General features: G+C 72.5%; 16 protein-coding genes. 12 read left to right on the plus strand and 4 right to left on the minus strand.

From position 1 onward, the window contains the following. Positions 1-124: 124 nt before the first annotated feature. Positions 125-1,084, plus strand: coding sequence for an FAD-dependent oxidoreductase (locus tag ACFZCP_RS40400; protein WP_391440247.1), 960 nt, complete (start codon positions 125-127; stop codon positions 1,082-1,084). A gap of 308 nt (positions 1,085-1,392) precedes the next feature. On the opposite strand, the gene ACFZCP_RS40405 is transcribed toward ACFZCP_RS40400, so the two are convergent. After that, a complete protein-coding gene (locus ACFZCP_RS40405) occupies positions 1,393-2,157 on the minus strand; it encodes a crotonase/enoyl-CoA hydratase family protein (RefSeq protein ID WP_391440253.1) in 765 nt (254 codons plus the stop codon). A 44-nt stretch (positions 2,158-2,201) separates the two neighbouring features. Then, positions 2,202-3,185, minus strand: a complete 984-nt coding sequence (locus ACFZCP_RS40410; RefSeq protein WP_391440257.1) for a lysylphosphatidylglycerol synthase domain-containing protein — start codon at positions 3,183-3,185, stop codon at positions 2,202-2,204. A gap of 180 nt (positions 3,186-3,365) precedes the next feature. On the opposite strand from ACFZCP_RS40410, the gene ACFZCP_RS40415 reads away from it, so the two are divergent. The 9 genes from ACFZCP_RS40415 to ACFZCP_RS40455 all read left to right on the plus strand — a co-directional run bounded on the left by ACFZCP_RS40415 (position 3,366) and on the right by ACFZCP_RS40455 (position 16,712). Then, a complete protein-coding gene (locus ACFZCP_RS40415) occupies positions 3,366-5,249 on the plus strand; it encodes an ABC transporter transmembrane domain-containing protein (protein WP_391440266.1) in 1,884 nt (627 codons plus the stop codon). A gap of 208 nt (positions 5,250-5,457) precedes the next feature. Next, complete coding sequence (locus ACFZCP_RS40420; protein WP_391440273.1) at positions 5,458-6,816, plus strand: lectin; 1,359 nt, start codon at positions 5,458-5,460, stop codon at positions 6,814-6,816. 36 nt (positions 6,817-6,852) lie between these two features. Further along, positions 6,853-9,036 carry an RICIN domain-containing protein gene (locus ACFZCP_RS40425; protein WP_391440282.1) on the plus strand — a complete coding sequence of 728 codons (2,184 nt, stop codon included), beginning with the start codon at positions 6,853-6,855 and terminating at the stop codon, positions 9,034-9,036. A 99-nt stretch (positions 9,037-9,135) separates the two neighbouring features. Further along, entirely contained in the window at positions 9,136-11,508 is a 2,373-nt protein-coding gene (locus ACFZCP_RS40430; protein WP_391440290.1) for a glycosyl hydrolase family 65 protein, read from the plus strand. Positions 11,509-11,601: 93 nt separating this feature from the next. Beyond that, positions 11,602-12,369, plus strand: a complete 768-nt coding sequence (locus ACFZCP_RS40435) for a LytTR family transcriptional regulator DNA-binding domain-containing protein (protein ID WP_391440299.1) — start codon at positions 11,602-11,604, stop codon at positions 12,367-12,369. 138 nt (positions 12,370-12,507) lie between these two features. Beyond that, positions 12,508-12,870: a hypothetical protein gene (locus ACFZCP_RS40440; RefSeq protein ID WP_391440304.1), complete on the plus strand. Its 363-nt coding sequence runs from the start codon at positions 12,508-12,510 to the stop codon at positions 12,868-12,870. Further along, complete coding sequence (locus tag ACFZCP_RS40445; protein WP_391440308.1) at positions 12,867-14,600, plus strand: cation acetate symporter; 1,734 nt, start codon at positions 12,867-12,869, stop codon at positions 14,598-14,600. The genes ACFZCP_RS40440 and ACFZCP_RS40445 overlap by 4 nt, the downstream gene beginning before the upstream one ends. A gap of 197 nt (positions 14,601-14,797) precedes the next feature. After that, complete coding sequence (locus tag ACFZCP_RS40450) at positions 14,798-16,006, plus strand: histidine kinase (RefSeq protein WP_391440314.1); 1,209 nt, start codon at positions 14,798-14,800, stop codon at positions 16,004-16,006. 181 nt (positions 16,007-16,187) lie between these two features. After that, positions 16,188-16,712: a DUF6817 domain-containing protein gene (locus ACFZCP_RS40455; RefSeq protein ID WP_391440405.1), complete on the plus strand. Its 525-nt coding sequence runs from the start codon at positions 16,188-16,190 to the stop codon at positions 16,710-16,712. Positions 16,713-16,825: 113 nt separating this feature from the next. Here the strand turns inward: ACFZCP_RS40455 and ACFZCP_RS40460 are convergent, their stop codons facing one another. After that, complete coding sequence (locus ACFZCP_RS40460) at positions 16,826-18,373, minus strand: PQQ-binding-like beta-propeller repeat protein (RefSeq protein WP_391440318.1); 1,548 nt, start codon at positions 18,371-18,373, stop codon at positions 16,826-16,828. A gap of 475 nt (positions 18,374-18,848) precedes the next feature. Here ACFZCP_RS40460 and ACFZCP_RS40465 point away from each other — a divergent pair, with 475 nt between their 5' ends. Together ACFZCP_RS40465 and ACFZCP_RS40470 are read left to right on the plus strand one after the other, a co-directional pair. Then, entirely contained in the window at positions 18,849-20,075 is a 1,227-nt protein-coding gene (locus tag ACFZCP_RS40465; RefSeq protein WP_391440324.1) for an acyl-CoA dehydrogenase family protein, read from the plus strand. Between the two features lie 5 nt (positions 20,076-20,080). Then, a complete protein-coding gene (locus ACFZCP_RS40470; protein ID WP_391440329.1) occupies positions 20,081-21,313 on the plus strand; it encodes a CoA transferase in 1,233 nt (410 codons plus the stop codon). Positions 21,314-21,561: 248 nt separating this feature from the next. Here the strand turns inward: ACFZCP_RS40470 and ACFZCP_RS40475 are convergent, their stop codons facing one another. Then, entirely contained in the window at positions 21,562-23,622 is a 2,061-nt protein-coding gene (locus tag ACFZCP_RS40475; protein WP_391440334.1) for a hypothetical protein, read from the minus strand. Between the last annotated feature and the right edge of the window lie 12 nt (positions 23,623-23,634).

Below are 23,634 nucleotides of genomic sequence, written 5' to 3' on the forward strand. Positions count from 1 at the left end.
GGTTCGAGGGGCCGGCCGGTGACCGTCGAGTTCGCCGTGCGTCGGCCGGCTGGGGAGGCCCGCCGATGATGGCCGAATCCGGCCTACGGCGGCTGTTCGTGGAGGCTTGCCCAGGAGCTCGCCCATGACCGTGGAACCCGCCGTGCGCCGGGTCGATGTGCTCGTCGTCGGCGCCGGTCCCGCCGGACTCGCGGTCGCCGCCCGCCTGGCCGCCGCCGGTGCCGGCCGGGTCGAGGTGTTGGAACGGGAGGCGCGGCCCGGAGGAGTGCCACGGCACTGCGCACACGGCGGCTTCGGCACCTGGCTGCACCCGCTGACCGGCCCCGCGTACGCCCGGCTGGTCACCGAGGGCGCCACACGTGCCGGAGCCGTGCTGCGGACCGGTGTGACGGTCCTGGACTGGGCGGGCCCGCGCACGCTCACGGCCGTCGGCCCGCAGGGCCCGGAGACGATCGACGCCGGGGCGGTCGTCCTGGCCACCGGCTCCCGCGAACGCCCCCGCGCGGCCCGCCTGGTGCCCGGCACCCGGCCCGCCGGCGTCTACACCACCGGCGAACTCCAACAGGCGGTGCACTTGTTCGGGCAGTCCGTCGGAACCCGGGCGGTGGTGGCCGGGGCGGAGAGCGTCTCGTACGCCGCGGCGGCCACCCTGCGCACGGCCGGCGTCGCGGTCGCCGCCCTGGTCACCGGACATGCCCATGCCCAGGTCCCGCGTCTGCGCGCGCAGTCGGCACGCCTGGGCCACCGCATCCCGCTCCTCACCCATGCCGCCGTCACCGAACTCCTCGGCCACGGCCGTCTGTCCGGCGTCCGGGTCCGCCACCGGGACGGTCGCACCGTCACCCTGCCCTGCGACACGGTCGTCTTCACCGGCGACTTCGTCCCCGACGACGAACTCGCCCGCCGGGCCGCCATCGCGCTGGGCACGAGTGCGCACACCACGCGTCCGGGCGTCTTCGCGACGGGCGCCGTGCTGCGCCCCGGACAGCGCGCCAAGGCGGCGACGTGGGACGGGGCGGAGACGGGCGGCGCTGTGCTGGAGTGGCTCACCGAAGGGGAGTGGCCGCCCCGGACGGCCGCCTGAGCGCTCCCGGCCGCACCCTGCCCGAGGGGCCCCTGGCGTCGCGGTCTCGGCGGCCCCTTGCCGGAGGGCACCCTGCCGTCGTGGTCACGGCCGCGCCCTGTCCGGTGTCGTCCGGTTGTCGTGGTCCGGGCGGCCCCACGTCCGGCGTCATCCGGCTGTCGTGGTCCGCGCGGCACCGCGGTCGGTGCCGTCCGGCTGTCGTGGTCCGGGCCGCACTCTCTGCGGTGTCGTCCTGCGTTCCTTGTCCCGGCGGCGGTCTGTCCGGCCGATTCCGGCGGGCGCGGCGCGGCCGGGCGGGGTCGCCCGGCTCACGCCTGGGTGAAGGACCCGTGCCGCCCGGCGCCCCCGGCGAACCGCGCCGCGCCCTCCAGCCCCTCCGCCAGCACCTCCATGCCGTGGCGGAGTTCGCCCCGCATCGCGTTCTCCTCGTCCAGGCCGTCCTGATCCAGTACGGAGGCCCGGTCGCCGCGCAGACAGGCCTGCGGGAAGCGGGCGACGGCCGCCGCCAGTTCCTCGGCCTCGGCGCGGGCGCGGCCGCTGGGCACGAGACGGTTGGCGAGGCCGATGTCGTAGGCCTCGCGGGCCGGGACCGGGCGGCCGGTCAGGATCATGTCCATCGCCCGGCTGGTGCCGATCAGCCGCGGCAGCCGTACCGTGCCGCCGTCGATCAGCGGCACGCCCCAGCGGCGGCAGAACACGCCGAAGACGGCGTCCTCCTCGGCGACCCGCAGATCGCACCACAGGGCCAGTTCGAGTCCGCCCGCCACGGCGTGCCCGGCGACGGCGGCGACGACCGGCTTGGACAGCCGCATCCGGGTCGGCCCCATCGGGCCGTCGCCCTCCTCGGCGACCCGGTTGCCGCGCTCGCCGCCCATCGCCTTCAGGTCGGCGCCGGCGCAGAAGGTGCCGCCCTCGCCCCACAGCACCGCCACCCGGGCGTCGTCGTCGGCCTCGAACTCCCGGAACGCGCGCACCAGGTCCGCGGCCGTGGGGCCGTCGACCGCGTTGCGGACCTCGGGACGGGACAGGACGATCGTGGTGACGTGTTCCTTGCGTTCCACGCGGACCGGCACGGCAGGTGCTCCTTCTGAGGGGCGGCTCGGAGGGCCACTCTCCCTCAGATGACCTTCAGCCGCACCAGTGCCCCCAGCGTCAGCGCCCCCGGCACCAGCGGCACCCAGACGGTGATGATGCGGAAGGCGAGGACCACCGCCGTGGCCACCGCCACCGGAGCGCCGGCCGCCACCAGCGCCACGATCAGCGCCGCCTCGACGGAGCCGAGCCCGCCCGGCGTGGGCACCAGCGCCACCGCGACCGTCGCGGCCAGGTACGCCAGGGCCATGTGCGCCGGTGGCACCGTCAGTCCCAGCGACCGTCCGACCGCCACCAGACCGGCGGCCTGCAGCGCCGGGAAGGCCAGCGAGCCGCCCCACAGCGCGAGCGCCCGGGCCGGTCGGGTGTGCACCGAGCGGGCCTCGCCCAGAGCGGTGCGCACGAAGCGGACCACGGGCGTGCGCAGGCGTCGTACGAGTGCCAGCGCGGCCACCGCCACCGCCGGCACCGCGCCCGCGACGATCAGGAGCGGTCCGGCGGCCCCTGCGGGGACCAGGGTGCCGGGCTGCAGCGCGTCGGGGAAGGCGAGCAGCAGCGCGGCCAGCAGGCTCAGCCGGCCGACCGACTCGGCGAGCAGGTACAGGGCGAGCGCGGCGGAGGAGCGGGCGAGCGGCACCCCGCACACGGTCATGAACCGCAGGTTGACCGCCCCCGCACCGAGCCCCGTCGGCAGCAGATGGTTCGCCGAGCCCGCCGCGAACTGTGTGGCCAGCAGCCGCCACCGGGGCAGCGGCTGGACGACGGCGCCCTGCCGGGTGACGGCGGCCGCCACCCACGTCAGACAGGTCGCGCCGGCCGCCGCCAGCAGCCAGGGCCACGAGGCGGTGCGCAGATGTCCGAAGCCCTCGGCGAGCACGGACCGGTGCCGCACCGCGACGATCGCGACGAGCAGGAGCGGAAGCAGGCACAGGATCTGCCGCACGGGCAGGCGCCGGGCGAGCCGGGTGAGGCGTCCCTTGTGGAGGCCGGGGAGATGTACCGCTGTCACAGTGCGAGAGGTTTTCCGCGTCGTGTGAGCGGCGGGTTGCGGGATCGCGGACGGCGCCTTACGGGCGGGCAGCGGATGAGAGGGAGACGTCATGGAAGCCTTCGGGTGCGGGGATGCCGAGGGGGGTGAAATGGCGCGGACATTGACCTCAACGAAGCTTGAGGTCCTACGTTCTCTCCCATGAGCATGGAGACCACCGCATGGACGCAACTGCACAGCGTGATGACCGCGCAGCAGGAACGCCGTCCCTTCGCCCGCGCCACGCTGCGCCGCATCGCCGCCTTCGCCCGCCCGCACCGCGCGGGCATCGTCCGCTTCGTACTGCTCGGGGTGGTGACGGCACTGCTCGCCGTCGCCACCCCCGTGCTCGCCGGCCGCGTCGTCGACGCGATCGTGGCGGGCCGGGACTCCGGGACGGTCGTCCGGCTCTCCCTGCTCATCGCGCTGGTCGCGCTCGCGGAGGCAGGGATCGGCATCCTCGGCCGGCGCCTGTCGGCGACGCTCGGGGAGGGACTCATCCTCGACCTGCGCACGGCTGTGTTCGATCATGTGCAGCGCATGCCCGTCGCGTTCTTCACACGTACTCGTACGGGAGCGCTGGTCAGCCGTCTCAACAATGACGTGATCGGCGCCCAGCGGGCGTTCGCCAACACCCTGTCGGGCGTGGTGACCAACCTGGTGACCCTGGTGCTGACCCTCGCGGTCATGCTCACCCTGTCCTGGCAGATCACCCTGCTCGCGCTGGTGCTGCTGCCCGTGTTCGTGCTGCCCGCCCGCCGCATGGGCAGCCGGATGGCCCGGATGCAGCGGGAGGCGGCCGCGCTCAACGCAGCCATGGGCACTCGGATGACCGAGCGCTTCTCGGCGCCCGGCGCCACCCTGGTCAAGCTGTTCGGACGGCCCGAGGAGGAGTCGGAGGAGTTCGCGGCCCGGGCCCGCCAGGTGCGTGACATCGGGGTGCGCACCGCGACCGCCCAGTCGGTGTTCATCACCTCCCTCACCCTGGTCTCGGCCCTCGCCCTGGCCCTGGTCTACGGCCTCGGCGGCTGGTTCGCGCTGCACGGCACCCTGGAGGCGGGCGCGGTGGTCTCCCTCGCGCTGCTGCTGACCCGGCTGTACGCCCCGCTCACCGCGCTCGCCGGAGCCCGGGTGGAGGTCATGAGCGCGCTGGTCAGCTTCGAGCGGGTCTTCGAGGTGCTGGACCTCCAGCCCCTCATCGAGGAGAAGCCGGACGCCGTCGAGGTGCCCGCGGGTGCGGTCGCCGTCGAGTTCGAGGACGTCACCTTCTCCTACCCCGCCGCCGACCAGGTCTCGCTCGCCTCCCTGGAGGAGGTCGCCGCGCTCGACACCCGCGGCGGCGCCGAGGTGCTGCACGGCATCTCCTTCCGCGCCGAACCGGGCCGGACCGTCGCTCTGGTCGGCTCCTCCGGCGCCGGCAAGTCCACCATCGCGCAGCTGCTGCCGCGCCTGTACGACGTCGACGGCGGCGCCGTCCGCATCGGCGGGACCGACGTCCGCGACCTGACCGCCGCCTCTCTGCGGGCCACCCTCGGGATGGTCACCCAGGACGGCCACCTCTTCCACGACTCCGTGCGGGCCAACCTGCTGCTGGCCCGTCCCGCCGCCACGGACGAGGAGCTGTGGGACGCCCTCGGCCGCGCCCGCCTCGCCGAGGTCGTGCGCTCTCTGCCCGACGGCCTGGACACGGTGGTCGGCGAGCGCGGCTACCGGCTCTCCGGCGGCGAGCGCCAGCGCATGACCATCGCCCGGCTGCTGCTGGCGCGCCAGCGGGTGGTCATCCTCGACGAGGCCACGGCCCACCTGGACAACACCTCGGAGGCGGCCGTCCAGGAGGCGCTCGCCGAGGCCCTGGAGGGCCGTACCGCCGTGGTGATCGCCCACCGTCTGTCCACCGTCCGGGCCGCCGACCAGATCCTCGTCGTGGAGGCCGGCCGGATCGTGGAACGCGGCACCCACGAGGAACTCCTCGCGGCGGGCGGCCGTTACGCGGAGCTGCACCGCACGCAGTTCGCCCAGCGGAGCGGTGAGGTCTCGGCCCTCTGACCGGCGGTCCGCCCGTGGCCCGGCCCGGCACCGGGCCACGGACAGTCGGCCGGTACACGTTCATGACCGTTGTCCAACCCCTTGACGTCTGTGGTCCGGACCTTTAACTTCACGCCTTAATCAAAGACTTCCGGATGCACTCAACGCCCCTTCTGCACACCTGTGTTGGCCTGCGTCCGGCATCCCCCCACCCGAAAGGCCGCCCCGCATGGCCAGACCACTTCCCGCAGCCGTCTCGCTCGCCGCCCTCTCCCTCGCCACCGGCCTGCTCACCGCCTTCCCGGCCCAGGCCGCCACCGGCGGCATCACCGGCCTGGCCGGCAAGTGCCTGGACGTCGCCGGGGCCAACTCCGCCGACGGAACCGCGGTCCAGCTCTACGACTGCAACGGCACAGCCGCCCAGCAGTGGACCGTCGGCAGCGACGGCACCGTCCGCGCCCTCGGCAAGTGCCTCGACGTCACCGCGAACTCCACCGCCGACGGCGCGAAGGCACAGCTGTGGTCCTGTACCGGCGGGGCCAACCAGAAGTGGACCGTCACCGCCGCGCACGACATCGTCAACCCCCAGGCGAACAAGTGCCTGGACGTCACCGACAACTCCTCGGCCAACGGAGCCCGCGCCCAGATCTGGAGCTGCAGCGGCGGCGCCAACCAGAAGTGGAACGCGCCCTCGGCCGACGGCGGCACCACTCCGTCCGCCCCGATGGCCGTGGCCCCCTACCTCTACAACGGCTGGGGCAGCCCGCCGGACCCGAGCACGATCACCCAGGCCACCGGCGTGAAGTGGTTCACGCTCGCCTTCGTGCTCAGCAACGGCTACTGCAACCCCCAGTGGGACGGCAGCCGCCCGCTGACCGGCGGGGCCGACCAGCAGACCGTCAGCACCGTGCGGGCCAACGGCGGCGACATCATCCCGTCCTTCGGCGGCTACAGCGGCAACAAGCTGGAGAGCTCCTGCTCCAGCGCGGGCGAACTCGCCGGCGCCTACCAGAAGGTGATCAACGCCTACGGCCTCAAGGCGATCGACATCGACATCGAGGCCGACGCCTACAGCAACCCCACCGTGCAGCAGCGCACCGTGGACGCGCTCAAGACCGTCAAGGCGAACAACCCGGGACTGAAGGTGTACATCACCATCGGCACCGGCCAGAGCGGCCCCGACACCAGCCTCATCAACCGGGCCGCCTCCTCCGGGCTGACCGCCGACGCCTGGGCGATCATGCCGTTCGACTTCGGCGGCGCCGGACAGAACATGGGCAACCTCACCACGCAGGCCGCCGAGGGCCTGAAGAACGCGCTGAAGAACGCCTACCACTACAGCGACGACCAGGCCTACCGGGACATGGGCATCTCGTCCATGAACGGCATCACCGACAACAACGAGACCGTCACGGTGAACGACTTCCGGACCATCCTGGCCTACGCCCAGCAGCACCACCTGGCCCGGCTGACCTTCTGGTCCGCCAACCGCGACCGCCCCTGCACCGGGGGCCCCGCCGACAGCTGCTCCGGCGTTTCCCAGTCCGCCTGGGACTACACCCGCGTCTTCGCCGGCTACACCGGCTGACCCCTCTCGCCTCCGGTCCTTCTGCAAGGAGAACCCGTGCCTCCCCTCTCCCGCCGCGGCAGATCCACCGCGGCCGCGCTGGTCGCCGTGGCGGCCGCGTCCCTGCTCACCGTCGCACCCGCGCGGGCAGCGGCCTCCGCCCTGCCCACCGGCCTGGCCACCGTCATGAACGCCGCGAGCGGCCGGTGCCTGGACGCCAAGGCGGCCGGCACCGCCAACGGCACCGTGGTGCAGCAGTACGCCTGCAACAACACCGCCGCCCAGCAGTGGAGCTTCACCGCTGCCGGCGACGGCTACGTCCGGATCGGCAACGCCAACGCCACCGACCAGGTCGTGGACGTCGCCGACGTCTCCACGGCCGACAACGCCCAGGTCCACCTGTGGACCTACGGCGGCGGCGCCAACCAGCAGTGGCTGCCCGTGGACGACGGCGGCGGTGCCTTCCACTTCGTGAACCGGAACAGCGGCAAGTGCCTGGACGATCCGGGCGCCTCGCTCGCGGACAGCGTGCAGTTCGTCCAGTACACGTGCAACGGCACCGCCGCCCAGCGCTTCCAGGTGGTCCCGGTGGCCCAGTCCACGAGCGATCCCGACCTCGGCCCGAACGTCGTCGTCTTCGACCCGTCGATGTCGTCCTCGGCCGTCCAGGGCAAGCTGGACACGATCTTCAAGCAGCAGGAGACCAACCAGTTCGGCTCCCAGCGCTACGCCGTCCTGTTCAAGCCCGGCGCCTACAGCGCGGACGTCAACGTCGGCTTCTACACCCAGGTCGCGGGCCTCGGACTGACCCCCGACGCCGTGTCGATCAACGGCGCGGTGCATGCGGAGGCGGACTGGTTCCAGGGCAACGCCACGCAGAACTTCTGGCGCGGCGCCGAGAACCTGTCGGTCAACCCCGCGGGCGGCAGCGACCGCTGGGCGGTCTCGCAGGCGGCGCCGTACCGGCGGATGCACCTGCGCGGCAACCTCGCCCTGGACGACGGCGGCTGGTCCAGCGGCGGCTACCTCGCCGACAGCAGGATCGACGGACAGGTGAACTCCGGCAGCCAGCAGCAGTGGCTGACCCGCAACTCCCAGCTGGGCAGCTGGACCGGCTCCAACTGGAACATGGTCTTCGTCGGCAGCCAGGGCGTCCCGGCCACCACCTTCCCCCACCCCCCGTACACCACGGTCGCGCAGAGCCCGGTCAGCCGCGAGAAGCCGTTCCTGTACGTCGACGGCAACGGCGCCTACCAGGTGTTCGTGCCCTCGGTGCGGTCCGGTTCCACCGCGACCAGCTGGACGGGCGGCAGCCCCTCGGGCAGCTCGCTGTCCCTGGACACCTTCTACGTCGTCAAGCCGGGCGCGACCGCGGCCCAGATCAACGACGCGCTCGCCGCGGGCAAGAACCTCCTGGTCACCCCGGGCGTCTACCACCTGGACCAGACCCTGAAGGTGACCCGGCCGGACACCGTCGTCCTCGGTCTCGGCCTCGCCACCCTCGTCCCGGACAACGGCATCACCGCGATGAGCGTCGCCGACGTCGACGGTGTGAAGATCGCCGGCCTGCTCCTCGACGCCGGCACCGCCGGCTCGAAGACCCTGCTGGAGGTCGGTCCGGCCGGCTCCGGCGCCTCCCACGCCACCGACCCGACCTCCCTGCACGACGTCTACGTCCGCGTCGGCGGCGCGGGCGTCGGCAGGGCGGGCACCGGCATCGTCGTCAACAGCAACAACGTCATCGGCGACCACATGTGGATCTGGCGCGCCGACCACGGCAGCGGAGTCGGCTGGACCAGCAACACCGCCGACACCGGACTCACCGTCAACGGCGCCGACGTGACGATGTACGGCCTGTTCGTGGAGCACTTCCAGAAGTACCAGGTGATCTGGAACGGCAACGGCGGCCGCACCTACTTCTTCCAGAACGAGATGCCCTACGACCCGCCGAACCAGTCGGCCTGGATGAACGGCTCCACCCAGGGCTACGCCGCCTACAAGGTCGCCGACTCCGTCACCAGCCATCAGGCCTACGGCCTCGGCAGCTACTGCTACTTCAACGCCGCCCCAGGCGTCACCGCCGCCCACGCCATCGAGGCACCCGACACCCCGGGCGTCCGCTTCACCAGCATGGTGACCGTCTCCCTCGGCGGCACCGGCACCATCAGCCACGTCGTCAACAGCACGGGAGGACCGTCGAACTCGGCCACCAACGTGGCGAACCTCGTCGGCTATCCCTGACGGACCCCGCCTGGCCGTCTTCCGATGTGCCCCGATATCCACGGTTGTGCCGGATATCGGGGCACACTGGTCGCAGACGCGCGGAAGGGGATCGCGGACGTGACCGGTCTGACCTGGGAGTACGAGGGCTACCAGCCCGCGCAGCAACGCCTCAGAGAGTCCCTGTGCACCCTCGGCAACGGCTACCTGGCCACCCGGGGGGCGCTGCCCGAGTGCACGGCGGACGACGTGCACTACCCGGGCACCTACGTGGCCGGCTGCTACAACCGGCTCACCTCCCAGGTCGCCGGACGCCGGGTCGAGAACGAGGACATGGTCAACCTCCCCAACTGGCTGCCACTGCGCTTCGGCCCGGCCGGTCAGGACCTCCTCACCCCCGACACCGCCCCCGTCGCCGAGCACCATCAGGTCCTGCACCTCGATCCGGGCGTACTGGAGCGCCGCACCCGCTACCGGCTCGGCGCGGGCGGCACACTCCTCGTCCGCCAGCTCTGTCTCGTCCACATGGCCGACCCCCATCTCGCCGCCCTGCGCACCGACTTCACCGCCGACGACTTCACCGGAGAACTGGACGTCGAGGCCGCGCTCGACGGGAGCGTCACCAACGCCGGGGTGGCCCGCTACCGCGACCTGGACGGCCGGCACCTCACCGACGTCGAGACGGGCAGCGCCCAACCCGGCACGGCGTGGCTGCACTGCCGTACCCGCACCTCGGACATCGGCATCGGGCTCGCCTCCCGGCTGGACGCCCCCGCCCCCGTGTCCGACGCGTCCGAGGGGCGGCAGGCCGTGCAGCGGCTGCGGCTCGCCCTGACGCCCGGGCGCACCGTCACCGTCGACAAGACCGTCGCCCTGCACACCTCCCACGACCCGGCCATCAGCGACCCGCGGTGCGCCGCGCTCGACCGGGTCGCCGCCGCGCCCGGCTTCGACGAGCTGCTCGCCTCGCACAGCACGGCATGGCAGCAGCTGTGGCGACGGGCCGAACTCGACGTCCCCGGCGAACCGGGCCGCATCCTGCGCCTGCACCAGTTCCACGTCCTGCAGACCCTCTCCCCGCACACGGCCGACCTCGACGTCGGCGTGCCGGCGCGCGGACTGCACGGCGAGGCGTACCGCGGGCACGTCTTCTGGGACGAGCTGTTCGTCCTGCCCTACCTCAACCTCCACCTGCCCGAGGTCTCCCGCGCCCTGCTGCGCTACCGGCACCGGCGCCTGGACGCCGCCCTGCACGCGGCCCACGAGACGGGCCGCCGCGGCGCCCTGTACCCGTGGCAGAGCGGCAGCGACGGCCGCGAGGAGACCCAGGAGCTGCACCTCAACCCCCGCTCCGGGCGCTGGCTGGCCGACCACTCCCGGCTGCAGCGGCACGTCGGATCCGCGGTCGCGTACAACGTGTGGCAGTACTGCGAGGCCAGCGGGGACACCGACTTCCTGCACACCGAGGGCGCCGAGATGTTCCTCCAGATCGCCCGCTTCTGGGCCGACTCCGCCGTCTACGACGACCACCTCGGCCGGCACCGCATCCGGGGCGTGGTCGGCCCCGACGAGTACCACGACGCCTACCCGGAGGCGTCCGAACCCGGTCTGGACGACAACGCGTACACCAACGTCACCGCCGCCTGGGTGCTCAGCCGCGCCCTGGAGCTGCTGGCCCGGCTGCCGGAGCCGCGCCGCCGCGAGGTCACCGAGGGCACCGGCCTGGTACCGGCCGAACTCGGCCGCTGGGAGGAGGTGTCCCGCACCCTGCACGTGCCCTTCCACCAGGGCGTCATCAGCCAGTTCGAGGGCTATGGCGACCTCGCCGAGCTGGACTGGGACGGCTACCGCGGGCGGTACGAGGACATCCGGCGCCTGGACCGGATCCTGGAGGCGGAGGGCGACACCGTCAACCGCTACCAGGCCTCCAAGCAGGCCGACGTCCTGATGCTCGGCTACCTGTTCTCGCCGGCCGAACTCCGGGCGCTCTTCGCACAGCTGGGACACCGCCTCGACGAGGAGACCTGGACGGCGACGGTCGACTACTACCTGCACCGCACCACGCACGGTTCCACCCTCAGCGGCCTGGTCCACGGCTGGATCCTGGCCCGCGCCCGCCGCGCCGACGCCTGGGGCTTCGTCCAGGAGGCCCTGCGCGGCGACATCGCCGACGTGCAGGGCGGCACCACCGGCGAGGGCATCCACCTCGGCGCCATGGCCGGCACCCTCGACCTCGTCCAGCGCTGCCTCACCGGCCTGGAGACCCGCGACGGACTGCTGTGGCTCGACCCCGTCCCGCTTCCGGAACTCTCCTCCTACGGCCTCTCCCTGCGCTACCAGGGCCACTGGGGCGTCCATCTGCGCCTGCTCTCAGGCCAGTTGGAGGCCGCCGTACCGGCCTCCTCCGGCCGCGCCCCCATCGACATCCGGCTCCCGGACCGGGTGGTGCGCATCGGGCCGGGGGAGCGGGTACGGATGCGCCTGCCGGACTGAACGGGGTCTCGACGGGCGACGGCCGCCGGGCCGAGGATGCTGCTCACGCGGTGCCGGCGCCCCCACGGGAGCGGAGACGAGGAGATGCGGCAGATGCTGCGCGCACTGGCGGTCGACGACGAGGAACCCGCGCTCGCGGAGCTGCTGTACCTCCTGGGCGAGGACCCGCGGGTCGGCACCGTCGTGGCCGCCCTGGACGCCACCGAGGCGCTGCGTCTGCTCGAACGGGCCAGGACGGTCGGCCCGGACGGGCCCGGGGCCGTCGACGTCGTCTTCCTCGACATCAACATGCCGGGCCTCGGCGGACTGGACCTCGCGGAACTGCTCGGCGGGTTCGCGGCCCCGCCGCTCATCGTCTTCGTCACCGCCCACGAGGACTTCGCGCTGCGCGCGTTCGACCTGAAGGCCGTCGACTACCTGCTCAAGCCCCTGCGCAGGGAGCGCTTCGCGGAGGCCGTACGGCGCGTCGCCGAACTGACCCGGGCGGGGCAGGCCCCGGCCGACCCCTTGGACGACCAGGTCCCGGTGGAACTCGGCGGCGTGACCCGCTTCGTCCCCATCGCCGACATCACCTACGTCGAGGCACAGGGCGACTACGCGCGCCTGCACACCCCGCTCGGCAGCCACCTGGTGCGGATCCCGCTGTCCGCACTGGAGGAGCAGTGGCGCTCCCGCGGGTTCGTACGCATCCACCGTAGCCGTCTGGTGGCCCTCGGCCGCATCGAGGAAGTGCGCCTGGACGGCGGCAACATGACGGTCCGGATCGGCGACCGGATCCTCGCCGTGAGCCGCCGCAACGCCCGGGAGCTGCGGGATCGGCTGGCCCGCCGTGCCCAGGGCGCGGCCGGCGGACCGCGGTGACCCGACAGGCTCTCCCGAGCCACCGCACCGGGGCTGTGGCGAGCGTGTGCCGAACCTCGTCCGGCGTCTACCTCACCTCCGGCCTGCTGCGTACACTCACCGCAACAAGGTGATCACCGTGGCCTGAGGGAGTGCGTCATGGGTGCGGAATCCGTCCCGCGCAGGGAGGTGGTCACCGGACAGCCCCGCACCGGCCGCGGCCGTCCTCCCCGGCCCCGCCCGCCCGCAACAGGCTCCGCCGCACCGGCCGACGACACCGCCGTCACCGCACTGATGCGCCGTCAGCTGCGCGCCGCCCTCACGGCCACCGCGCTGCTGGTGGTCTCGCTGGGACCGCTCCCCGTGCTGTTGCGGCTGCTTCCGGTCACGGACACCCGGCAGGGCGTCCCGCTCGCCGTCTGGCTCGTCCTCGGCGTGGCCCCGTATCCGGCGCTGCTGTGCGCGGGCGCCTGGTACGTGCGCCGGGCCGAGCGCAACGAGGGTGACGTGACCGCGCGTTGAACCAGACGTACGGAATCGCCGGTGTGTCGGCCGTGGTCCTCGCCACGGTGCTCGTCGGCGCGCTGGGCCTGCGCATCTCGCGCACCACCTCCGACTTCTACGTCGCCTCGCGCAGTGTGCCCCCGCGGCTCAACGCCTTCGCCGTCAGCGGCGAGTATCTGTCCGCCGCCTCCTTCCTCGGCGTCGCCGGCCTTCTGCTCGCCCACGGTTCCGACATGCTGTGGTACCCGATCGGCTACACCGCGGGCTTCCTGGTCCTGCTGGCCTTCGTCGCCGCCCCGCTGCGCCGCTCGGGTGCCTACACGCTGCCGGACTTCGCCGAGGCGCGGCTGGAGTCCCGCGCCGTCCGGCGGATCGCGAGCATGCTCGTCGTCGGCGTCGGCTGGCTCTATCTGCTGCCCCAGCTGCGCGGTGCCGGACTGACGCTGCGACTGCTCACCGGCGCACCCAGCTGGTTCGGCGGCCTGGTCGTCGCGGCGGTGGTCACCGTGGCGGTGGCCGCCGGGGGCATGCGCAGCATCACCTTCGTCCAGGCCTTCCAGTACTGGCTGAAACTCACCGCCCTGCTGGTGCCCGCCGTGTTCCTGCTGCTCGCCTGGCGCTCCGACCACACCCCGGCCCCGGTCTGGGACGAGCGGCCCGTCTTCCAGCGCTCCACCCAGGTGCGCATCGACCGGCCGCTCACCCTCACCGCGCAGGAACCGGTCCGCGTCACCGCGGCCGGCACGGTCGACGGCCGGGCCCGGCACGGTGAATCCCTCACCCTGGACGCGGGCACCCACCGGATCGGCACCGGGACCACCCTGCGCTTCCCGTCCGGCGCCCGCGTGCCCCTGCCGGGCGACGGCGGAACCGGCAGTGCCCCGCCGGGCTGGACGAAACCGCTGTCGGTCGGCCGTGAACAGCACGGCCTGTACGCCACCTACGGGCTGATCCTCGCCACCTTCCTCGGCACCATGGGCCTGCCGCACGTGGTGGTCCGCTTCTACACCAACCCCGACGGCCGCGCCGCCCGCCGCACCACCGTGGCCGTCCTCGGCCTGCTCGGCGCCTTCTACCTGCTGATTCCCCTCTACGGCGGGCTCGGCCGGCTCTACGCCCCCGACCTGCTGCTGACCGGCGACACCGATGCCGCGGTCCTCGTCCTGCCGCAGCGGCTGATCGGCGGAGCGGGCGGCGACCTGCTCGGCGCCCTGGTCGCGGGCGGCGCCTGTGCGGCGTTCCTGTCCACGGTCTCCGGGCTCACCATGTCCGTCGCGGGAGTGCTCGCCCAGGACGTGCTGCCGACTCTGGGCATCCGGCACTTCCGCCTCGCGACGCTGCCGGCGATCGCGGTCCCGGCCGCCGCCAACGCCGTGGTCGGCGATCTTCCGGTGGCCGACGCGGTCGGCCTGGCCTTCGCCGTGTCCGCCTCCTCGTTCTGCCCGCTGCTCGTCCTCGGCATCTGGTGGCGCGGCCTGACCCCGCCCGGCGCGGTCGCCGGACTCCTCCTCGGCGGCGGCTCGGCCCTCACCGCGGTGACGGTGACCATCGCCGGCGGTGCCGGCTCAGGCCGGCTGCACACCCTCCTGGCCTGGCCGGCCGTCTGGTCGGTGCCCGTGGGGTTCGCCGCGATGGTGCTGATCTCCCTGGCGACCCGGGACCGCGTCCCCGCGAGCGCCACCGCCACCATGGCCCGGCTCCATCTGCCCGAGGCACTGACCGGCCGCCCCGGCCCGAGCACACCGTGACCGGCCCCGCCCCGGGCGACTGTGTCGTGACGGACTCCGCGTCGTGACGGACTCCGCGTCGTGACGGACTCCGCCGCGACGGCCGTTGCCGCCTCCGGCCCTGCCGCCTCCGTCTCTGCCGCCACCGGTCCGGCCGCGGCCGGACCGTCCCGGTCCGCACGGGCCGTCCGGCACGGCACCCACCCGGAACAGCGCGCATGACCGCACTCGGCACCGTCGTCCTCGCCCTCGCCGGCCTCGCGCTGTTCGCCCTCGGTGCCGCCCTCGGCCATGCCGGCGCCCGCCGCCAGCAGGAGAACCCGGCCGGCCCCGGCACCCCCGTCGAACGGGCCACCTTCCACACCCTGCACACGGCCTCGCTCGCCGCCCCGCCCCTGCGCGCCGGCCTCACCCCCGACACGGCCCGCAAGGCGGCCAAGCGGCTGCGTCCGCTGCTCGGCACGGTCGCCCTCGCCCTCACCGACGAGGAGTCCGTGCTCGCCTGGGACGGCGTCGGCGACCACCACCGCGAGGAGGCCGAGGCCGGCCTCGCGCACGCCGTCCGGGCCGGCGGCACCCAGACCTTCGCGCTGTCCTGCGACAACGACACCTGCCCCGTGCGCTGGGGGGTCGTGGCCCCGCTCAGCGTCGACGGCCGGGTGACCGGCACGCTCGCCGCGTTCGGCGACCGGGAGTCCGCCGTCATGGTCCGGGCCGCCGAGGAAGTCGCCCGCTGGGTCTCCGTCCAGCTCGAACTCGTCGACCTGGACCGGGCCCGCTCCAGTGCGATCGAGGCCGAGATCAGGGCCCTGCGCGCCCAGATCTCCCCGCACTTCGTCTACAACTCGCTCGCCAGCATCGCCTCGTTCGTCCGCACCGACCCCGAGCGGGCCCGCGAACTCCTCCTGGAATTTGCCGACTTCACCCGCTACTCGTTCCGCCGGGACGGTGACTTCACCACCCTGGCCGAGGAACTGCGCTCCATCGAGCAGTACCTCGAACTCGCCCGGGCACGCTTCGGCAGACGCCTCGAAGTGACTCTGCGGATCGCCCCCGAGGTGCTGCCCGTCACCCTCCCGTTCCTCTGTCTGCAACCCCTCGTCGAGAACGCGCTCAAACACGGCCTGGAGGAGTCGGCGGACCGCAGACGCATCACGATCACCGCCGAGGACGAGGGCACCGAGGCTCGGGTCGTCATCGAGGACAACGGCGTCGGCATGGACCCGCAGCGGCTGCGCGACCTCCTGCGCGGCAGGGGCGGCCCGTTGGCCGGCATCGGCCTGAACAACGTGGACCTGCGACTGCGCCAGGTCTACGGCGACGACCACGGCCTGGTCATCGAGACCGCAGTGGGCGCCGGTACGAAGATCACGGTACGCGTCCCGAAGTTCCGCCCCGGCATCCGCCCGGCACCGCCCCCGGCGTGAGAGAACGGAAAGCCGGACGGGCATGGGCATGGGCATGGGCATGGAAAGGGATATGGATATGGATATGGATAGGGACAAGGGTGCGGACAAGGCCAAGGAAACGGCCGAGGACAAGGCCAAGGAAACGGGCAAGGACAAGGCCACGGACGCGGACTTGGAGGCTGCCGCCGCCGACCGCGCGCTGACCCTTCTGCGTACCTGCGGCGCCGCGGACATCGCCCACCCCGGCGGCACCCTGCTCGCACACCTGACACGCGTCCGGGCCCGGCTCGCGACGTGGGAGGCCCGACCCGCCCTCCGGCTCGCCGGTCTGTGCCACGCCTTCTACGGCACCGACGGCTTCGCCACCGCACTGCTGCCCGTGGACCGCCGCTCCGACCTCGCGGCGGTGATCGGCCCGGAGGCCGAGGAGATCGTCTACCTCTACGCCTCCTGCGACCGCAAGGCCACCTACCCGGATCTCGCCCGGCCGAACGCCACCTTCCACGACCGCTTCACCGGCCGCGCCCACGTCCTCGCGCCGCGTGCCCGCCGCGACTTCGCCGAGCTGTCGGCCGCGAACGAACTCGACCTCGCCCACATCGACCCCGCCTTCCGCACCCGGTGGGGCCCCGGCCTCCTCGCCCTCTTCACCCGTCTACAGGACCTGCTGAGCGCCGGCGCATGGCTCGACTGCCGCACGGTCCTGGCGGCGGCCGCCCCCTGAGCCCCGGCGGCGCGGCTCCCCTCCGGAACACCGGCCGGTGTCTGCCCGGCTCCCGGACACACGGGCGTGCCCGACCCTTCACCGGGTCGGGCACGCCCTGCCGTGTCACGGTCCTACGCGGTGCCGAAGGCCACCAGATGGCCGTCCCGGGTCCCCACGTAGACCCGGCCCCCGTCGGTGGCGGGGACCACGAACTTGGCCGCCGTGCCGATAGAGAAGGAGCGGCGCAGGTGCATGGTGCCGTTGACGGGCACCGCGTCGTAGACCCGCAGCTGGCCACCGACACCGCCGGCCCCGGAACCGGACCAGACGACCCAGACCAGCGCGGAGCCGCCGGCCGTTCCGTTGGAGGTGACCGCAGGCGAGCCGGAGGCGTACCCGAAGCCCTCGTTGCTGACGCCGACGCTGGTCAGCCGCGCAACGCCCGCGCTGTCGACGCCGAACTTCAGCGCGCGCAGCGGCACATGGGTGTTCCCGGAGGAGCCCACGGTGTACACGTAACCCCCGCCCCCGCCCCAGACCGCGGGATGACCCCAGACACCCTCGAACGGTCCGGCCATGCTCACCGGCTTGTCGGTGCCGTTCGGGCCCTGCCCCATGCCGCCCAGGTTGTCCCGGTCCAGCAGGAAGACCCGGCCGTCCTTGCCGACCTGGACGAGCAGGTGCGGGTGCGTGGGGGTACCGAAGCCGTCGGGCAGCGCGACCGGACCGCCCGATCCCAGATCGGTGTCGCCGTGGTCCAGGGTCCGGTTGTTCGTCGGGCTGAAGAAGTCACGGGCCGAGAGGGAGCCGTTGCTGTTCACTCCCAGCCGGACCACCGACTCACCGAAGTGGCCCGCCGGCTTGTTGCCGGGGCCGGGGCCGGGCGAGGAGCCCGTTCCGGCGCCGTTGCCGGTGGTGAAGAAGATCCGGCCGGAGCCGTCGGAGACCAGCCCGCCGCCGCTCTGCCAGATGCCGGCCTCCTGGGTGTCGGAGCCGGCCTCGGTGGACCACAGGGTGAGGCTGCGGGTGGAGACGTTCACGCCGGCCACCTGGCCGACGAACGGACCGGTGTCGCAGTAGGAGGCGAAGCCCGCGTACACCGAGCCGTTCAGCAGCAGCAGGCCGGGGCGCTGCGCGGCGGTGAACGAGTTGAACGGGTGGCCGGGACTGTTGGTCGGGGTGCCCTTGATCTTCACCGGCCAGCCGGCGCGCTCGGCACCGGTGGACGCGCTCATCGCGTGGAAGTACCAGCTCGGGTGCTGGACGTCCGGCCCGTCGTCGACCTTGCTGGTGAGGTAGACGGTGTTGGACGAGGGGTCGTACACCGGGGTGGAGGTGATCCCGGTGTGCGGCGCGGGGTCGTTGCAGTTGACCGCCGACGTCGGCCAGGCCGCGCCCACCTGCCGGGTCCAGTTCGTGGTCCCGGTGACGGCGTCGATGCCGTAGACGTAGTTGTTCTCGGTGGCGACGACCACGTTCTTGCCGGTGACCAGCGGCTGGGCCAGGACCGAGCCGTTCACGGGGGTGGACCAGCGCCGTCCGAAGCTCGACGAGGACACCTTGGACGGCGACAGGTTCGGCTCGTTCGAGTCCCATCCGGTGCGCTTGTTGTTCACCGAGATGGTGGATTCGACGGCCTGCGCCGGAGCGACGATCCCGAGCAGCAGGAGACCCGCCACCGCCGCCGCCCTGGCCCTCGGCCTCAGCAGTCCCCGCCCTCCCTGTCCTCCCGGTCCGCCTTGCCCTCCTCTTCCTTGCCGATGGGTCGGTGAAGTGACTAGCGCCATGTGATTCACCCTTGTCTCCGGTTGCGTGGACGCCGACGTCCGGCCGAGGGTCATTGTGATGACGGGTCGTCAGATCGTCGGCGTGCGAACCGGGGGCACGGCGGGGGATTCATTCCCCGGGAGCAACGAAGACGGGCTCCGGGCGCTTCTCGGACAGGGCATCGGGGAGCTGTTCCCGGTCGAGGACGGGGCTGTGACGGGCCACTGGGGTGATCCACGGAGGCAGCGGCACCCCCCGGCGGCGCGGGTCCGGGGAACCGGCCCCGGATCCGCGTTCAATCGCGCCAGAGAACCGATTCACCGGGCAGGAGAGGGCTCACGGACGCGGCCCCCCGACCACTGCCCGCAGTGCCTGAGGGAGAGTGCAATGAACGCCAAGACGGCCTTGCCGACACCGTCCGGCCCCTACCTGGACGAAGGGCTGCTGCCTGCCGACTTCTACGGCTACGAGGAACTGCTCTCGGACCGGGAACGGGAGAAGGTCGAGTCCGTCCGGGAGTTCCTGCGCACGCAGGCCGCCCCGATCGTCGACGACTACTGGGCCCGGGCCGAATTCCCCTTCCAGCTCGTGGAGGGCTTCGGGAAGCTGGGCCTGCTGGACTGGGCCGACCCGGACTCCTCGGAACACAGACCGAGCAATCTCCTCACCGGCTTCCTCGCCATGGAGCTCGGGCATGCAGACGCGTCCACGGCGACGTTCTTCGGCGTGCACTCGGGCCTGGCCATGGGCACGATCCTCGGCTGCGGCTCCGACGAGCAGAAGAGCCGGTGGCTGCCGGCGATGAGCCGCTTCGAGAAGATCGGCGCCTTCGGGCTGACCGAACCGCACGGCGGCTCCGACGTGGCCGGCGGCCTGCAGACGACCGCGCGGCGCGAGGGCGACACCTGGATCCTCGACGGAGCCAAACGGTGGATCGGAAACGCGACCTTCGCCGACCTGGTCGTCATCTGGGCCCGCGACGTGGAGACGCAGCACGTGCTGGGCTTCGTCGTGGAGAAGGACACCCCCGGGTTCACCGCGACGAAGATCGAGAACAAGATGGCGCTGCGGATCGTGCAGAACGCCGACATCGTGCTGGAGGGCTGCCGGGTTCCGGAGGCCAACCGGTTGCAGAACGCGAACTCGTTCAAGGACACCGCCAAGATCCTGCGCCAGACGCGCAGCGGGGTGGCCTGGCAGGCGGTGGGAGTGATGTTCGGCGCCTACGAGATCGCCCTGCAGTACGCGAAGGAGCGCGAGCAGTTCGGGCGCCCGATCGGAGGCTTCCAGCTCGTGCAGGACCTGCTGGTGAAGATGCTCGGCAACGCCACCGCATCCTGCGGAATGGTGACGCGCCTGGCCCAGCTGCAGGACGCCGGGGTCTACCGCGACGAGCAGTCCGCACTGGCGAAGGCCTACTGCACCGTCCGGATGCGCGAGAACGTGGGATGGGCGCGGGAGCTGCTGGCCGGCAACGGCATCGTCCTGGACTACAAGGTCGGCCGCTTCGTCGCCGACGCGGAGGCCCTCTACTCGTACGAGGGCACGCGGGAGATCCAGACCCTCATCGTCGGGCGAGCCGTGACCGGCGGCCTGAGCGCCTTCGTGAGGTGACGACCATGACCGTCGAATCCGTCTTCACCGGCCTGAAGGTCCTGGACGCCTCCAGCTTCATCGCGGCACCGGCCGCCGCCACCCTGCTCTCCGACTTCGGGGCGGACGTCATCAAGATCGAGCCGCCGGGCAAGGGCGACCCCCAGCGCATGCTCAGCTCCGTGCCGCCCAGTCCCCGGGCCGAGGCCAACTACAGCTGGCACCTCGCCAACCGCAACAAGCGCGGCATGGTGATCAACCTGAAGTCTCCGGCGGCCACCGAGGTCCTCAAGCGGCTCGTCCAGTGGGCCGACGTGGTGATCACCAACTTCCCGCACGGCACGCGCGAGAAGCTGCACCTCGGCTACGAGGAGGTCTCGGGCTGGAACCCGGCCGTCGTCTACGCCGACATCACGGGCTTCGGCGACGCGGGTCCCGACGCCGGGCAGCCGGGCTTCGACCTGACCGCCGCCTGGTCGCGCAGCGGGCTGCTGGCCTCCACCCGGGACGCGGGGGCCCCGCCGACGGTGCCGGTCTGGGGCAGCGGCGACTACATGACGGCGATCGCGATCTACGCGGCGATCGTGACCGCCCTGTACCGCCGTGAACGGACCGGGCTGGGGGCCAGTGTGGGGACGTCGCTGCTCGCCACGGGCATCTGGGCCACCGGAACCCTGGTGGCGGGCGCCCTCGCCGACGGCACGCCGTTCCAGCTGCACGACCGGAAGGCACCGGCGAACCCGCTGATCAACCCGTACGAGACCGCGGACGACGAGTGGTTCATGCTGGTCGCCTCCCCCACGCACTGGCCTGGCCTGACGCGGGCCATCGGGCACCCCGAACTGGTCGCGGATCCCCGCTTCGCGGACGTCGAAGGCTTCGTCAAGAACGCCGCCGCGCTGGCCGAACTGCTCGATGCCGAGTTCCGTTCACAGCCCTTCGCCCACTGGAAGGAGGCCCTGACGCGCGAGCGCGTCACCTACAGCCTCATTCAGACGCCGGAGGAGGCCGCACGGGATCCTCAGCTGCGCGCCAACGACATCGTCGTGCCGCTGGAGGGGGTGCGGGGCCTGGAGTACACCGTCAACAGCCCGGTCAACGTGCGGGGCGTCGAGAAGGTCCCGGCGAAGCGGGCACCGGACCTGGGCGAGCACAACGACGAGGTCCTCACCGAGCTGGGGTTCGGCCCCGCGGACATCGCCGAGCTGCGTGCCCAGGGAGCGATCCCCGGCCCGGCGGACGCGGGCGCCCCGGGCTGAGCACGGCGCACAGAACGGGATGAGTCCGGCGCCCGGAACGGGATCAGCACCGTGCACGGAAAGGGATGATCACGGTGACCGGAGCAGCCGGCGCGGTGCTTCGCCGACGCCACGACGGCGAAGCACCGAGCCGACCGGTGTCCGCCCCAGGACCATGGCGGCGCACCGCGGAGAGCACGCGGCCGCCGCACCGGATCGTGGGGGATGCCGCCTGCTTTCGGGGACACCGGGGCACACGCGCCGCGGATTCAGCCCCTGACGGTCTCGTTGTCCAGCGTCGAACCGGCGTCGCGCTGTCTCGGCATGGCCGCGAGCGCTCGCACCGCCATGCCCGCCCGGTGCTCGTCGGCCGTGGCGCACAGCGCGCGGGCCGCGTCGTTGAAGCGGACGACGGACGGCGGGTCGGAGGGGCCCAGCAGGTGCAGCTTGAGCTCGGTGCGGGCCTCGGCGTACCTGTCCTTCTCGGGCTCGCGCACGGACTCCAGCAGGGCCGGTATGCCGGAGGCGTCCGGAGTCAGAACGGCACCTGCCCGGACCGTGGGGAAGGTGTTCCGGAAGTCCTGCTCCGCAAGGCCGCTGGTGTTGGCGACGGCGTACGGCTTCTCGCTCTCCAGATAGTCGGAGATGACGCTGGAGACATCGCTGATCAGCACGTCGGCCACGTTGAAGCAGGCGTAGACGGTCGGCCGCGCCCCGGTGACGGTCCGGTGCTCCCACGCGGGGAAGGAGGCCCAGTACGCGGCCTCCCAGGAGGCGGTCGCGGCGGCCACGGCCGCGGCCCGGCCGGGCTCCGGGACCGTCTGGAGCAGCATCCGCTCGGTGTCGTCCGCGCCCCTGCGGGAGGCGGTCGTGGTCAGGCGGTCGAGTTCGGCGGTCCGGTGGGCCAGCTCCGCCGCCGCGGCGGTCGCGGGCCGCTCATCGGCGTGCTCCGCGGCACGTTGGACGTTCGCGGCGCGGATCATCTCCTGGATCCGGGCGTTCGCGGCTCCCGCCCGGGGAACGACGGATCCGGTCAGCGGGTGCGGCTTGTACAGGAGCCGGACGCCGGGATCGGCCAGGAGGGTGCGCACGATGTTCTCGCCGGCCTCGATGATCGAGGTGTTGCCCGGGTTGCCGTCCCAGCCCTCCCACGTGGGGGCGTAGAGAACCGTGGTGTACGGACCCGTGGGCGCGCCGGCGTGGGGCTCGATCACGTCGAGCTGCGGCCGCCCGATCTCCACGACGTCCCTGTCGTCGACACCCACGTTCGCCAGCGCATACCGTTGCCGCGCCGCGGGACCGGCCACCCACACCTCGTCGTACGCCTTCGCGTACGGGTTGCAGCTGGACAGCTTGTCGCTCTCGCCGTGGTTGACGAACGCGTGCTTGATGGTGGGGATCCGCAGCACCTGCGAGGTCTTCCCCGAGTTCGACGGGTGGATCAGCATCTTCAGCGTGGAGTGCTCCAGCATCATCAGGTCGGCGACCTTCGGCAGGCACACGACCGGGATGTCGGTGGACGCGATCTTCTTCACCATGAAGCGCTCACGCAGCACGATCAGCGGGCGGCCCTCCAGCCGGGCCAGCGGCTCCAGCCACATGTTCGCCTGGTAGGCCGAGCTGGTGCCGCCGGAGAAGTACATGCCCACTGTCGGCCGGTACTCGTCGAGCCAGCTCTCGAACCACTCCATCGCCTGCTCGCTCGTCACGGGCCGGCGTCCGGGCAGCAGCCGCAGCAGGAGCATGCCGACGGCCACCACCGCGAGGGCGGCGGACAGGGTGATTCCCGCGGCGGCCCACCAGGCCGAGGTGCCCGTCGCGGTGGCCAGCAGGCCGGCCGTCGAGGGCAGAGCGAACACGAGGAGCCGCAGCCCGGCCCGGTGCATCAGCAGCGCCGGGGGAGCGGAGCTCAGCCGCAGCGGCGAGGCGTCGATGTTGCGCGTCACCACGGGCAGGGTGCGGGTGCGGCGGACGAGGATGGCAACCGCCTGGCAGGCGAAGTGCAACGCGTAGAAGACCAGCAGTCCGCAGACGAGGGCCAGGTACTTCGTCTCGTAGTCCTGTTCCTCGATGCGGATCAGGCCGGTCACCATCACAAGGTCCCGGATGACCTGGCGCACGAACACGGTCGCGTGCAGCTTCCCGAGGGCCGTGGCCATGCCCCGCTGCCAGCGGTGCAGCGCGAAGTCCGCCGCCAGCCCGACGGTGGTGGCGGCCACGAGCAGGGGGACGCTGGGGAGGAAGGCACCTGCTGCCTGAGCGGCGAACGACAGCGCGAGCACCGTGGGCAGAAGGAGGCGTGCCGCTGCGGTCAGCAACCTAGCGGGCAAGGGCGATGGTGA

This window comes from Streptomyces sp. NPDC007971 (assembly GCF_042958635.1).
Taxonomy (GTDB): domain Bacteria; phylum Actinomycetota; class Actinomycetes; order Streptomycetales; family Streptomycetaceae; genus Streptomyces.

Excerpts from the sequence above, each read along its gene's own strand:
- ACFZCP_RS40400 (WP_391440247.1), top strand. The coding sequence starts at position 125 with ATGACCGTGGAACCCGCCGTGCGCCGGGTCGATGTGCTCGTCGTCGGC.
- ACFZCP_RS40415 (WP_391440266.1), top strand. The coding sequence starts at position 3,366 with ATGAGCATGGAGACCACCGCATGGACGCAACTGCACAGCGTGATGACC.
- ACFZCP_RS40420 (WP_391440273.1), top strand. The coding sequence starts at position 5,458 with ATGGCCAGACCACTTCCCGCAGCCGTCTCGCTCGCCGCCCTCTCCCTC.
- ACFZCP_RS40435 (WP_391440299.1), top strand. The coding sequence starts at position 11,602 with ATGCTGCGCGCACTGGCGGTCGACGACGAGGAACCCGCGCTCGCGGAG.
- ACFZCP_RS40440 (WP_391440304.1), top strand. The coding sequence starts at position 12,508 with ATGGGTGCGGAATCCGTCCCGCGCAGGGAGGTGGTCACCGGACAGCCC.
- ACFZCP_RS40450 (WP_391440314.1), top strand. The coding sequence starts at position 14,798 with ATGACCGCACTCGGCACCGTCGTCCTCGCCCTCGCCGGCCTCGCGCTG.
- ACFZCP_RS40465 (WP_391440324.1), top strand. The coding sequence starts at position 18,849 with ATGAACGCCAAGACGGCCTTGCCGACACCGTCCGGCCCCTACCTGGAC.
- ACFZCP_RS40470 (WP_391440329.1), top strand. The coding sequence starts at position 20,081 with ATGACCGTCGAATCCGTCTTCACCGGCCTGAAGGTCCTGGACGCCTCC.